The sequence below is a fragment of the Nocardiopsis metallicus genome, from assembly GCF_014201115.1.
GTDB classification, from domain to species: domain Bacteria; phylum Actinomycetota; class Actinomycetes; order Streptosporangiales; family Streptosporangiaceae; genus Nocardiopsis; species Nocardiopsis metallicus.
Genome location: NZ_JACHDO010000001.1, coordinates 7,132,637 through 7,145,820, shown reverse-complemented (window position 1 = coordinate 7,145,820; position 13,184 = coordinate 7,132,637). Strand labels below are relative to the sequence as shown.

The 13,184-nt window shown below is 70.2% G+C and carries 8 protein-coding genes; 4 read left to right on the top strand and 4 right to left on the bottom strand.

What is annotated here, in order from left to right; genetic code table 11:
• The first annotated feature begins 247 nt into the window (after nucleotides 1–247).
• The 4 genes from HNR07_RS31475 to HNR07_RS31460 all read left to right on the top strand — a co-directional run bounded on the left by HNR07_RS31475 (nucleotide 248) and on the right by HNR07_RS31460 (nucleotide 6,211).
• Nucleotides 248–1,417 (top strand): thioester domain-containing protein, encoded by a 1,170-nt coding sequence (locus tag HNR07_RS31475; protein WP_184369832.1) that lies wholly within the window; start codon nucleotides 248–250, stop codon nucleotides 1,415–1,417.
• 490 nt (nucleotides 1,418–1,907) lie between these two features.
• Nucleotides 1,908–3,137 carry a thioester domain-containing protein gene (locus tag HNR07_RS31470; RefSeq protein ID WP_184369829.1) on the top strand — a complete coding sequence of 410 codons (1,230 nt, stop codon included), beginning with the start codon at nucleotides 1,908–1,910 and terminating at the stop codon, nucleotides 3,135–3,137.
• A gap of 326 nt (nucleotides 3,138–3,463) precedes the next feature.
• Nucleotides 3,464–4,705: a thioester domain-containing protein gene (locus HNR07_RS31465; protein ID WP_184369826.1), complete on the top strand. Its 1,242-nt coding sequence runs from the start codon at nucleotides 3,464–3,466 to the stop codon at nucleotides 4,703–4,705.
• 333 nt (nucleotides 4,706–5,038) lie between these two features.
• Nucleotides 5,039–6,211: a thioester domain-containing protein gene (locus HNR07_RS31460; RefSeq protein WP_184369823.1), complete on the top strand. Its 1,173-nt coding sequence runs from the start codon at nucleotides 5,039–5,041 to the stop codon at nucleotides 6,209–6,211.
• A 227-nt stretch (nucleotides 6,212–6,438) separates the two neighbouring features.
• Here the strand turns inward: HNR07_RS31460 and gatA are convergent, their stop codons facing one another.
• The 4 genes from gatA to ligA form a co-directional block, all read right to left on the bottom strand.
• The gene (gene gatA, locus HNR07_RS31455) at nucleotides 6,439–7,935 is read right to left on the bottom strand and encodes an Asp-tRNA(Asn)/Glu-tRNA(Gln) amidotransferase subunit GatA (RefSeq protein ID WP_184369820.1); all 1,497 of its coding nucleotides are present in this window, start codon (nucleotides 7,933–7,935) and stop codon (nucleotides 6,439–6,441) included.
• Nucleotides 7,936–8,235 carry an Asp-tRNA(Asn)/Glu-tRNA(Gln) amidotransferase subunit GatC gene (gene gatC / locus HNR07_RS31450; RefSeq protein ID WP_184369817.1) on the bottom strand — a complete coding sequence of 100 codons (300 nt, stop codon included), beginning with the start codon at nucleotides 8,233–8,235 and terminating at the stop codon, nucleotides 7,936–7,938.
• A gap of 334 nt (nucleotides 8,236–8,569) precedes the next feature.
• Nucleotides 8,570–10,612, bottom strand: coding sequence for a putative bifunctional diguanylate cyclase/phosphodiesterase (locus tag HNR07_RS31445; RefSeq protein WP_184369814.1), 2,043 nt, complete (start codon nucleotides 10,610–10,612; stop codon nucleotides 8,570–8,572).
• Between the two features lie 255 nt (nucleotides 10,613–10,867).
• The gene (gene ligA, locus HNR07_RS31440; protein ID WP_184369811.1) at nucleotides 10,868–13,093 is read right to left on the bottom strand and encodes an NAD-dependent DNA ligase LigA; all 2,226 of its coding nucleotides are present in this window, start codon (nucleotides 13,091–13,093) and stop codon (nucleotides 10,868–10,870) included.
• Nucleotides 13,094–13,184: the final 91 nt, after the last annotated feature.

The window sequence follows — 13,184 nt, the reverse complement described above, 5'->3', positions numbered from 1 at the left end:
GACATACCTTCCAGGTCAGCCTACCGAGGCTCAGAAGGCCCGGTGACCCCCTTCCCGGATGTGGCCCAGCCAACGGCCCCGATGTGACGTGGTTGACGGATGTCACGGCAAGCACACGATTGGGCCGCTGTAGAGGCGACCTCCCTCGGTAACAGGTGCCGGACCGTTAGTCTTGATCACCCAGGAACACGATTTCGCCGGTTGGGGCCCGCCGCCCTTTCCATCCTTCGCACGGGAGCGCCTGAGCATGTCCGGCATCTTGCGTCGGTGCGCCGCGCTGCTTTCCACCTCCGCACTGATCGGCACCCTGGTCGCCGCTCCAGCGGCGGCCGATGATTTCTCACGCGTGGACCGGGACCCGGTCGCGGGTCTTCCCGTCGTACTCTCCGACGGCGCCGAGGCCGAGACCGCGCTGTTCAGCCTCCGTGTGGCCGACGAGGACTCGGTGCGCGCCTACGCGCTGCTCGCGGACGAGGAGGTGCGCCCGCGCACCGCCTACGTGGAGTCGGCGTGGGCGGACCGTGCGGAGTGGACCGAAACCGTCCGGGCCCCCGCGCCAGCGGAGCGGGCCGGCTGGATCGTGAGCAACTCCTACCCGAACCTGACCCTCCCGGGCCTGGGCCTGGCCTCGGACGTGCTGTACCTGGAGGAGGGGCACGCCATCGCGGCGACCCAGGCCGCCCTGTGGAACGTGCTGGACGGGGCCGAGCTGGACCCGGACGCCAACCACCAGGACGTCGTCACCGTGTACACGTACCTGGTCGAGGGCAGCAGCGGCGCGGAGGGCGGCACGACCGCCCGTTCCGTGGAGGTCTCCCCCCACCACGTCGAGGTGGTCTCGCCGGAGGAGCCGCTGGGCCCGCTGACGGTCTCCAGCGCGGGCCAGGACCCGGTGCGCCTCTCGCTGCGCGGCGCCCCTGCGTCGTGGCTAGTGGATGCCGGGGGCGAGGAGGTCTCGCAGGCCAACGACGGCGACGAGGTCTACCTGGCCGTGGACCCGTCGGTCCCGGCCGGGGTGGCCACCCTGCACGTGCGCGGCAGCCAGGTCCCCCTGGAGGAGGGCCGCCTGTTCACCGGCCGGGAGGGTGTGCGGACGCAGCCGCTGATCACCGCCGAGCCGGGTTCGGCGACGAGTTCGACCAGCGCGACGTTCACCTGGAACCACGAGGAGCCGGAGGAGCAGGCCGCGGCGGTCGAGACCGAGGAGACGGCGGAGCCCGAGGAGCTCGAGACCCGCGAGCCGCCCCCGGCCGAACCCCTGGTCGAGGAGGCCGAGACCCCGCAGGCGCAGGCCCCGGACGCCGAGGGCGGACTGGCGCTCACCGGCACCTGGCTGTCCGGTCTGTTGGTCATCGCGGGGGCGCTGGTCGTGTCCGGCCTGCTCATCCTGGTTCTGGGCCGTAAAAGGCGCGACTGAAACCCTGCTGGGGCGCGGCTGAGGCCCTGCCGAGGCTCGGCCGCTTCTCAGCGGCCGAGAATCACCCGGGAAGCCGCTGGGAACAGCGGAAACGCCCTTCACTGAAACCCGGTTCCATAATATCCGGTCATAATGCGGCTTCGCCTTGTGCAGTTTTGTTCTTGCCCGTAACGCGTCACTTTTTTCGCGAACCGGGTTGGAAGTGGTGAATCGGGTCGCTAGTATCGGCCGGGCGGTCGGCTTTCCCACGACGCACGCGGCCCGCTCCCGCGTCTGCGAGCCCCCAACCGGAAAGACCACGCCCGTCCCCGACCTGTCACAGAGTCCTTGCTCCGAATCGGTGGCACCCGAATCGGGCGGCCCCGCGACGCGCCTCTCCCCTTTCACTGAGGGCGTCCACCACACGTGGCGACCGCATCCGCCGTTCACGGCTCCCCATCGACCTGGGCGGATTCCATCCGGTTACCCCTAGAAGACACCGGGACACAACTTGAGCAACTTCTCCCTCCCCCGTTTCATCGGGCGCACTGGCCTCGCCGCCTCCGCCGCGGCGTTCCTCGCCCTCGGCCTGGCCGCCCCCGCGGCCGCCGACGAGGTGGAGACCTACGAGGGCTCCACCGTCGGCCAGTACACCGGGAACGCCGAGAGCGGCCCCCATGTCTACATGACCGGCGGCGACGCCCCCGCAAGCTTGTTCAACCTCAAGCTGAAGGACCAGGACACGGTCCTCACCGCCTACTGCATCGACTTCCGCACCAACATCCGGCACAACGCCTGGTACAAGGAAGACGACTGGGCCAACTACCCGGGCAAGGGCGACTTCGCCCAGCCCGGCAAGGTCCACTGGATCCTGCAGAACTCCTACCCGAACGTCGACGCTGCCGCGCTGGGCGCTGAGGCCGGAGTGGACGGCCTCAGCAATGAGGACGCCCTTTCGGGCACCCAGGCCGCCATCTGGTACTTCAGCAACGACATGGAGCTGAACCTCGACGACAACAGGAACAGCGACGCCGTCAAGGCCGTCTACACCTACCTGACCGAGAGCGCCGTCGAGCTCCCCCAGACGGACGAGCCCAAGGCCGCGCTGAGCATCACCCCGGACGAGGCCGCCAGCGGCCAGGCGGGCGAGATCGTCGGTGAGTTCCTCATCGAGACCAACGCCGCCGACATCCCGGTCAACCTGGAAGCCCCCGATGGTGTCGAGCTGGTCGACGTCGAGACCGGTGAGGCCGTCACGACCGTCAGCGACGGCGACAAGGTCGGCTTCGGCGTTCCCGGCGACGCCGCCGAGGGTGAGGCCTCCTTCACCCTGGAGGCCACCTCCAGGGTCGAGACCGGGCGTCTGTTCCAGGGCAAGGACCCGAACAAGCCCACCCAGACGCTGATCACCGCCGAGGGCGGCCAGACCAAGGTCTCCGCTTCGGCCAGCGGTTCCTGGACCGGCGGCGAGCCCGAGCCCAGCCCGTCCCCGTCGCCCTCCCCGACCCCGAGCGACAAGCCCACGGAGCCGTCCGACAAGCCGACCGAGCCGAGTGACAAGCCCACCGCGCCGGACGACAAGCCGGCCCCGCCCGCGGACGACCAGCCGACCCTGCCGGTGACCGGTGGCGCGCTCGCCGGCCTGGTCGCGGCTGGTGTGGCCGCCCTGGGCGCCGGTGGCGGTGCCCTCTACCTGAGCCGCAAGCGCAAGGCGGCCGCCGGTGAGGAGACGGACGCCTAAGGGTTGACCCCCGGCTCCGGCTCCCCGCACCGCGAAAGCAGTGCCGGGTAGCACACGAGGGCCCGTCCCGGTGAGAGATCACCGGGACGGGCCCTTCGTCTTCACTCACAAATCCGCAGCTCAGTGGACATACAAGGAGTTTTCTTCCAGGGCGGCTTGGAGGTGACTCCACACATCGCTAATATCGGACAGGCACAAACCATTACTGCTGTGCCACCGGACTCATTCAAGGTCCGAAGCCGCTCCGGCCCCTCCCCGGTGCGTGCTCCTCTTCTTTTTCTTCTCGCCGCCGTACGCCCCCTCGGGGCCGTGTGGCGCAGCACCTCATGACAGGACACGACGTGAAGCTCTCCCCCAACCTCCGGACCGCCGGTCGCGCGGGTCTCGCGGTCTCCGCCGCGGCGCTGCTGACCTTCGGCCTGGCCGCCCCCGCCGCCGCGGACCCCGCTGAGACCAGTGAGGGTTCCGTCCGCGCGCAGTACGTGGGCAACCACCAGACCGGCGATTCCGTCGGTATGACTGAGGGCACGATCGGCACCAACCTCTTCAAGCTCCGGCTTGAGGACGGCAGCGAGCTCATCACGTACTGCATCGACATCGAGACGGGCATCCGCTCGAGTGCCTGGTACAACGAGGACCGCTGGTCCAACTACCCGGGCAAGGGCGACTTCGCCGAGCCCGGCAAGGTCCTCTGGATCCTACAGAACGGCTACCCGGCCAAGACCCCCCAGGAGCTGGCCGGGGTCTCCGACGCCAACGCCGCCCGGATCACCGAGCGCGAGGCCCTGGCCGCCACCCAGGCCGCCATCTGGCACTACAGCAACGGCTCCGACCTGGTCCGCGGCCAGGGCAACGTGAAGGCGGTCTACGACTACCTGGTCGCAGAGGCCCAGGACGAGGCCCAGGAGCCCGCGCCGACGCTGAACGTCAGCCCGAACAGCGCCACCGGCCAGGCCGGTGACACCGTCGGCGAGTTCCTGATCTCGACCAGCGCCTCCGACGTGCCGGTCGTCCTGGACGCCCCCGAGGGTGTCGAGCTGGTCGACATCTCCACCGGTGAGCCGGTCGGCGACACCGTCAACGACGGCGCCAAGGTCGGCTTCTCTGTCCCCGAGGACGCCGAGGCCGGTGAGGCCTCCTTCAGCCTGGAGACCACCGCCACCATCAACCGCGGTCGTCTGTTCAAGGGCGAGGACGCGCACAAGGCGACCCAGACCCTGATCACCGCCCAGGACAGCGACGTCACCGTCAAGGACGACGCCTCCGTCGAGTGGTCCAAGGCCGACGAGCCGGAGCCGACCCCGGAGCCCGAGCCCACGCCGACCCCGGAGCCCACTCCGACCGACGAGCCGGAGCCGAAGCCGACCCCGACCGAGAAGCCCAGCGAGCCCGCTGAGGACGACAAGCCCGCCCCCGGTAAGGACGACGAGCCCACGCTGCCCGTGACCGGTGGCGCGCTGCTCGGTCTCGTGGCCGCCGGTGTGGCCGCCCTGGGTGCCGGTGGCGGCGCCCTCTACCTGAGCCGCAAGCGCAAGAGCGGTGCCAACGGCGCCGACCTGGACGCCTAGGACTCACTGAAGGCGAAGGGCCGGTCCGGCTGACCGCCCTGTTCGAAAGGGCCCGTCCCGCGAGTGATTCGCGGGGCGGGCCCTTTGTCATGCGAACAGCAACAAAAGTCCTTTTTCCAACAAGGCACGCGCATCAGGCCAGGCGGTTTACACCGAGGCCACCGAATGGCTGATATCGGCCAGATTCAAAAAACTCCGTTGTGTTATGTAACACTCTGTGGAAACCTCGCCCAACGGCAGCGCAGCACTCACACCGTGCATTCCACAGCATTCCTGGCGCTCGCTCCGCACCTGGCGACAGCTGCCACCGGGTGGAACACCTCAGGAAGAGAAGTGACGCACTTGTCCCTCCGTAAACCCTCCGGGCGTGTGCCCCTCGCCGCCGCGACCTCGGCGCTGCTCGTATTCGGGCTGGCGGCCCCCGCCGCCGCGGAACCCGCGCCCTACCAGGGGTCGGTGCGCGGGCAGTACACGGGCGTCGCCGAACACGGCCACTCGGTCACCATGCGGGGTGAGCCCTTCACCACCACGGCCACGTTCAACGTGCGCCTGGACGACAGTGACCAGATCCTCACCACCTACTGCATCGACTTCCGTACCGGGCTGGTCGAGGACGCCTGGTACCGCGAGGACCAGTGGGAGAGCTATCCCGGCCAGGGCGATTTCGCCGAACCCGGCAAGGTGCACTGGATTCTGAAGAACTCCTATCCGGTGGTCGACGTCGCGGACCTGGAAGAGGCAGCCGAAATGGCGCGCCTCACCGAGTCCGAGGCGCTCACCGCGACCCAGGCCGCCATCTGGCACTTCAGCAACGAGCTGGATCTGGCGCGGGTCGAACAGAGCCCCGAACTCTCCGACAACGTCAACGGCGGCAACGTCACCCACCTGTACAACCACCTGATCGACAACGCCGAGGACCTGCCCAACGAGCCGGGTTCCGCACTCACCGTCAGCCCGGGTCAGGATTCGGGGCTGGCCGGGGAGGACATCGGCGAGTTCACCGTCGAGACCAGTGCCGAAAGCATCCCGGTACAGCTGAACGCCCCCGACGGGGTGGAGCTGGTCGACGCCGGGAGCGGCGAGACCCTGGACGAGGTCGGCAGCGGGGACACCGTCGCCTTCTCCGTGCCCGCGGACGCCGAGGCGGGCGAGGCCACCCTCGTCCTGGAGGCCAACGCGGCTGTGGAGACCGGCCGCCTGTTCAAGGGCGAGGACGGCGACAACCCGACGCAGACGCTCATCACAGCGCAGGACAGCGAGATCGTGGTGTCCGAGGTCGCCACGGTGGCCTGGGACTCCGCGGGCGGCACCCCGCCCGTGCTGGAGTCCACCGAGGAGCCCAGCCAGTCCCCCGCGGCCGACGAGGCCGCGGCACCCAATCCGGGCGGACTGGCGATCACCGGTAACGCCGTGGTCGCGCTGGTCGTGGCCGCGCTCGTCGCGATCGCCGGTGGTGGCGCCGCCCTCTTCCTGGCCCGCCGCCGTAAGGCCGCGGCCGCCGGGTAGCGGCAGGAACCCGAAGGCGGAGCCGCGAACTGTCCCGGGAGGCCGCCGCACGCCGGGGCTTCGAGATCCCCGAGGATCTGCGCGAGCACATGACCCGCCTGGTCAGCTGACCGGGGACCCGGTCGGACGCGAATGCCCTCCCTTCCCGGTGCGGGAACGGAGGGCGTTTCGCTCGCTGTGTCTGCTGCGCTGTGCCTGCTGCGCTGTGCCTGCTGAACTGGCGAGTGTTACGCGACCGCGTACGGGCTGCGGGCGATCAGCGACCCGTCCCGCTCGGTCAGAGCGCGCTCGACGGCGGCCGCGACCCGGTAGGTGCGGTCGTCGGCCAGCGGCGGGGCCATGATCTGGAAGCCGACCGGCAGGTCGTCCTCCGGGGCCAGCCCGCACGGCACCGACAGCGACGCGTTCCCGGCCAGGTTGGACGGGATCGTGCACAGGTCGGCCAGGTACATGGCCATCGGGTCCTCGGCGCGCTCGCCGATCGGGAACGCGGTGGTCGGGGTGGTCGGCGAGACCAGCACGTCCACGTTCTCGAAGGCGGCGTCGAAGTCACGCTTGATCAGCGTGCGCACCTGCTGGGCGCTGCCGTAGTAGGCGTCGTAGTAGCCGCTGGACAGGGCGTAGGTGCCCAGCATGATCCGGCGCTTGACCTCGGGGCCGAAGCCCTGCGCACGGGTCAGCGACATGACCTCCTCGGCGCTGCGCGTGCAGTCGTCGCCGACCCGCAGGCCGTACCGCATCGCGTCGAAGCGGGCCAGGTTCGAGGAGGCCTCGCTGGGCGCGATCAGGTAGTAGGCGCTCAGGGCGGCGTCGAAGCTCGGGCAGGAGATCTCGACGACCTTCGCGCCCAGGGACTCCAGCAGCTCCACGGTCTCTCGGAAGCGCTGGCGCACGCCGGGCTGGAAGCCGTCGCTGTCCAGCTCCTTGACCACGCCGACGCGCAGGCCCTCGACGTCACCGATCCGGGCGGCGTCGACCACCGGCGGCACGGCGGCCTCGATGGAGGTGGAGTCGCGCGGGTCGTGGCCGGAGAAGGCCTCGTGGAGCAGGGCGGCGTCCAGCACGTTGCGCGCGAACGGGCCCGGGGTGTCCAGGGAGGAGGCGAAGGCGATCATCCCGTAACGGGAGGAGCCTCCGTAGGTGGGCTTGCCGCCGACCAGGCCGCAGACCGCGGCGGGCTGGCGGATGGAGCCGCCGGTGTCGGTACCGGTGGCCAGGGGCGCCTCGAAGGCGGCCACGGCCGCGGAGGAACCGCCGGAGGAGCCGCCGGGGATGCGGTCGGTGTCCCACGGGTTGCGGGTGACCTGGTAGGCCGAGTTCTCCGTGGAGGAGCCCATCGCGAACTCGTCCATGTTGGTCTTGCCCAGGATGACCAGACCGGCCCCGCGCAGACGCTCGGTGACGGTGGCGTCGTAGGGCGGCTGCCAGCCTTCGAGGATCTTGGAGGCGGCGGTGGTGGGCATGTCCTTGGTGGTGAACACGTCCTTGTGCGCGATCGGCACACCGGCGAGCGGGCCGAGTTCGGCACCGGCGGCGCGCTTGTCGTCCACCTCGCGGGCCTGGGCGAGCGCGGACTCGCGGCCCACGTGCAGGAAGGCGCCGATGGCGCCGTCGACCGACTCGATGCGGTCGAGGTAGGCGGTGGTGGCCTCTTCGGAGGAGACCTCACCCGCCTTGATGGCCGCGCCGAGGTCGGCGGCGCTGAGCCCGATGACGTCGCTCATCTACTGTTCCTCCCCAAGGATCCGCGGCACCCGGAAGCGCTGGTCCTCGACCGCGGGGGCACCGGCCAGGGCCTGCTCTGGGGTGAGGCCGGGCTTGGCCTCGTCGGGGCGGTAGACGTTGGTCAGCGGCAGGGCGTGCGAGCTCGGCGGGATGTCGCCCTGGGCGACCTCCTGCACCTTGGCCACGGCGGTGAGGATGTCACCGAGCTGGGCGGCGAGCGTGTCGAGCTCGCTCTCGTCGAGCGCCAGCCGCGACAACCGGGCGAGGTGCGCGACCTCATCACGGGTGATGGCGGTCATCAGTTGAGAACCGTTTCTTCGGCGGACGGGTGATCAGCCCAATCCTATTGGCCCGGCACCGGTACCGGTGCCGGTCCGCGACCAGACGCCCTCTTCCCGGCGTGATCTTGCTACCAGAAGCGAAATCGGCGCCGAGCTTGCTTCTGGTAGCCAGGTCACGGGGAGAGGACCCGGCCGGGGTGGCCGGGGTTCCTGTTCCGAGGGCTGGACCGGCGCACCACGCCGGAGGACTGAGGGGTGGTGCCGTCGCGGACGGCGGCACAGCGGCACGGCTGCACGAGGGTTCGCCCCGGGTGCCGGTGCCACGGGCATGGGAGCGGGCGAGGGCGAGGGGTCAGACCGGGGTTTCGGTGCCGCTGTCGCGGGCTGCCACCCAGGCCGTGACGTCGCGGGCCCGCATCGGTGGGGCCAGGTAGTGGCCCTGGGCGGTGTGGCAGCCGGTTTCGCGGGCGGCCTCGGCCAGTTCGCGGGACTGCACCCCCTCGGCGGTGGGGCTCATGCCCAGCGCCTTGATCAGGGCGATCGCGCCGCGGACGATGGTGCGGCCGTTGGGGGTGCCGTCGACCAGGCGGGCGGTGAAGGACTCGTGGATCTTCACCTCGTCCATCGGCAGTCCGGCCAGCTGGGCGAGGGTGAAGTGGCCGGTGCCGAAGTCGTCCAGGGACAGCCCCACGCCCAGGGAGCGCAGGCGTCTGAGCGCTTCGGTGGCGGCTTCGGGGTCGGCGATGAGGGTGCGTTCGCTGATCTCCAGGACCAGCTGGGCGGGTGGGACCCGGTGCTCGCGCAGGGCCGAGGCGATGGTCTCGGGCAGGTCGGGGTCCAGGAGTTCGCGCACTCCCAGGTTGACCGCGACCGGCAGGGTCAACCCCTCCTTCCGCCACAGCGCGATCCGGGCCAGGGCGATGTCCAGGACCTGCCCGGTGAAGGCGCGGAACAGGTTGGAGTGCTCGATCACCGGCATGAACTCGTCCGGGGTGAGCAGGCCGCGCACCGGGTGCCGCCAGCGGGCAAGGGCCTCCAGGCCCACGGGGCGGTCGTCTGCCAGGGTCACCTTGGGCTGGTAGTGCATCTCCAGGGCGCCCTCGGCCAGGCCTCTGCGCAGTTCGCTGTACATGCTGAGCCGGGCGGTGGAGTTGCGGTCCTTGCCGGGGTCGTAGCTCTCCACCCCGGTGCGGTCGGCCTTGGCGACGTACATGGCGACGTCGGCGCGCTGCATGAGGAGTTCGAAGCTCGGGGCGTCGTCCGGATACAGCGCGATCCCGGTGCTGACCTGTAGGTCGAAGTCCATGCCGTCCAGCCGCACCGGTTCGGCCAGCGCGCCCTTGAGGCGCAGGGCCACCTCGCGGGCCGAGGCGGTGTCGCGCACCTTCGGCAGCAGGATCGCGAACTCGTCGCCGCCCAGCCGGGCCACCAGGTCGCCCGGGCGGATGCTGTGGGTGAGCCGGTGGGCGAGGGTCTGCAGGAGCCGGTCGCCGGTCGGGTGGCCGAGGGTGTCGTTGACCTCCTTGAACCGGTCCAGGTCGAGCAGGAGCAGGCCGACCCGGTTGCCGCGCTGGTGGGCGTCCTCGATCTCCCGGCGGGCGCGGACGGTGAGGAGCTTGCGGTTGGCCAGGCCGGTGAGTTCGTCGTGGTTGGCCTGGTGGTCGCGTTTCACCGACAGCAGGGCGCTGGTGTAGAGGGCGCCCAGAGGGAAGGCGAACAGCGGGACGTAGAGGACCGAGTGGGTCATCGCGAGGACGATCAGCGGGGACAGGCTGAGCAGGACCCCGTTGACGTACACCTGCTGGCCCAGGCCCTTGAACATGACCTGGTACAGGGAGGCGCGTTCGTGCATGGCCACCGCGCACAGCACCAGGACCCGGTTGACCAGGAACGAGGCGGATCCGGCGAGGGCGATGGCGACGAGTTCTCCGCCGGCGGGCACCCAGGGGGTGGCGACGATCTCGGGGAGCGTGAGGCGCAGGACCGCGTCGGCCACGCCCAGGGAGAGGACGTACTGGGCGGCGTTGAAGGCGGTCCGGTGGGGCGCGTGGCCGCGGGCGATCCCGGCGACGACGGTGGCCGCGCACTGGAGGAGGGCGGCGACGGGCAGCCCGTAGAAGATGACGAGCGCGAAGGTGAAGGGCAGTGAGGTGGGCGCGCCGCTGCCCGGCGGTTGGCCAGGCATGGCGATGGGTCTCAGCTCACCGATGATCACCATGCACAGCAGCACCCAGATCAGGGGCTCCTTGGCCAGGTCGACCAGCTGGTCGAGGCCGAGTTCGAGGCTGGAGACGCCGAGCAGGGCCGCGCCCGCGACGGTGGCCGCCGCCAAGTAGAGCCAGAGCGGCGTCCCGACCCGGGGACCGATGTCCCGCGTACCGATGGGGTCCTTCATCCGTGTCCCTTGAACTCCGTGTCCTCTGAACCCTGTGTCTTCTGAACCCTGTGTCCTCGTGGCGCATGACCGATATCCGAATACAGCTGTGTCCGTATCCAGGGGGTAGTTGCACAGCTTACGGGCTTTCGTCACCAAGTGTCGCCCGATAAGGACTATCCGTTAAGCATTTCGTCAGCTGTACGGGCAGGGACCCCTCGGATCCCTGCCCGGCCCACGGGTACGTGCCCGTGCTCGAAAGGTGTGCGGCGGAGCCTACTCGGCCGTGTCCTTCTCCGGGGCCTTCTCGACGGGATTGATCCGCAAGCCCGCCGCGGCCTCCGGACCGTCGGAGAGCAGCACCCGGAAACCGGCCTCGTCGAGCACTGGAACACCCAGCTTGACGGCCTTGTCGTACTTGGATCCGGGGGCGTCGCCGACCACCACGAAGCCCGTCTTCTTGGAGACCGAGGCGGTGGCGCGGCCGCCGAGCTCGGCGACGGCCTCCTTGGCGCCGTCCCGGGTGAAGCCCTCCAGGGAGCCGGTCACCACGACCGTGACGCCCTCCAGGACTCGCGAACCCGGCTCCTGACCCTCGTCCTCCATACGGACACCCGCGGCCGCCCACTTCCGGACGATCTCGGTGTGCCAGTCGACCGCGAACCACTCGTGGATGGAGCGGGCGATGGTCGGGCCGACGCCGTCCACGGACGCCAGTTCCTCTTCGGTCGCGCCCCGGATCGCGTCCATGGAGCGGAAGTGGCGGGCCAGGTCCTCGGCGGCGCGCGGGCCCACGTGCCGGATGGACAGGGAGACCAGCACCCGCCACAGCGGCTTCTTCTTGGCCTCCTCCAGCTGATCGAACAGCTTCTCCACGGTCTTCTTCGGCTCGCCCTTCATATTGGCGAAGAAGGAGACGACCTTGGGTTCACCGGTCTTGGGGTCGGTCTTGGGCTCGGTGGTGTCCGGGTCCAGGACGTGCGTGCGGATCGGCAGCAGCTGCTCGACGGTGAGGTCGAACAGGTCGCCCTCGTTGCTCAGCGGCGCCTCGGCCGGTTCCAGCGGCTGGGTGAGCGCGGTGGCCGCCACGTAGCCGAGCGCCTCGATGTCCAGGGCCTTGCGACCGGCGATGAAGGCGACCCGTTCGCGCAGCTGGCCCGGGCAGGAGCGGGCGTTGGGGCAGCGCAGGTCGACGTCGCCCTCCTTCTGCTGCCCGAGCTCGGTGTCGCACTCGGGGCACCGCTCGGGCATGACGAACTCCCGCTCGCTGCCGTCGCGGCGGTCCAGGACCGGGCCGACGATCTCGGGGATGACGTCGCCCGCCTTGCGCAGGACGACGGTGTCGCCGACGCGCACACCCTTGCGGGCGACCTCCTGGGCGTTGTGCAGGGTGGCGAACTCGACCTCGGACCCGGCCACCACGACCGGCTCCATCACGCCGTAGGGGGTGACCCGGCCGGTGCGGCCCACGCCCACCTTGATGTCGACCAGCGTGGTGGTGACCTCCTCGGGCGGGTACTTGTACGCGATGGCCCACCGGGGCGCGCGGCTGGTGGAGCCCAGCCGCCGCTGGAGGGCGAAGTCGTCCACCTTGGTGACGATGCCGTCGATCTCGTAGGCGGGGTCGTGCCGGTGCGCCTGGTAGTGGGCGACGTACTCGCGGACCTCGTCCATCGTGGCCACGACCCTGTACCGGTCGCTGAGCGGCAGCCCCCACTCGCCGAGCAGGGTGTAGGCCTGCGACTGGCTGGTGAAGGCGACGTCCTCGCCGCCCTGGGCCGCGGGCGTGTAGGCGCCGACGCCGTGCACGATCATCGACAGCGGCCGGGTGGCGGTGACCCTCGGATCCTTCTGCCGCAGCGAACCGGCGGCGGCGTTGCGCGGGTTGGCGAACGGGGCGTGACTGCCGTCGGCGGTGATGCGCTGGTTGAGCTTCTCGAAGTCCTCGACCGGAAGAAAGACCTCGCCGCGCACCTCCAGCAGCTCGGGGGCGGGTCGCACGCTCTCGTCGAGCTGCTCGGGGACCACGGCGATGGTGCGGACGTTGAGCGTGATGTCCTCGCCGACCCGGCCGTCGCCCCTGGTCGCGGCCCGGATCAGCCGACCGCGCTCGTAGACCAGGTCCACCGCGAGGCCGTCGATCTTGAGCTCGCACAAGTAGGCGCTGACGGGCACCTCGGCGGAGGCGCGGTCGGCCCAGGCGTTGAGTTCGTCGGTGTTGAAGGCGTTGCCCAGGCTCTCCATCCGCACGAGGTGCTCGACCTCGGCGAAGTCGACGCTGATCGGCGCGCCGACCTTCTGCGTGGGCGAGTCCTGGGTGATGAGGATCGGGTACTCGTCCTCGGTGTCGCGCAGCTCCTGCATGAGCTGGTCGTACTCGGCGTCGGAGACGATCGGGTTGCCCAGGTAGTACCGGTAGCTGTGGTCGTCCAGCTCACGACACAACTCGGCGTGGCGGGCGCGTACCTCGTCGGGGACGGTGGTGTTGTCGGGCGCGCTCACGGCCTGCCTTTCGTAGTTGCTTTCGCGGGGGCCTGGTCGGGGGGATCCGGGGGCGGGGGCCTACTGGTGTCGGGGGCGCTGGTGTCGAGCT

Bases quoted from the DNA above. Each gene is read 5' to 3' on its own strand.
- gatC (WP_184369817.1), bottom strand. From the start codon at position 8,235: ATGACCGCCATCACCCGTGATGAGGTCGCGCACCTCGCCCGGTTGTCG.
- gatA (WP_184369820.1), bottom strand. From the start codon at position 7,935: ATGAGCGACGTCATCGGGCTCAGCGCCGCCGACCTCGGCGCGGCCATC.
- HNR07_RS31445 (WP_184369814.1), bottom strand. From the start codon at position 10,612: ATGAAGGACCCCATCGGTACGCGGGACATCGGTCCCCGGGTCGGGACG.
- HNR07_RS31475 (WP_184369832.1), top strand. From the start codon at position 248: ATGTCCGGCATCTTGCGTCGGTGCGCCGCGCTGCTTTCCACCTCCGCA.
- HNR07_RS31465 (WP_184369826.1), top strand. From the start codon at position 3,464: ATGACAGGACACGACGTGAAGCTCTCCCCCAACCTCCGGACCGCCGGT.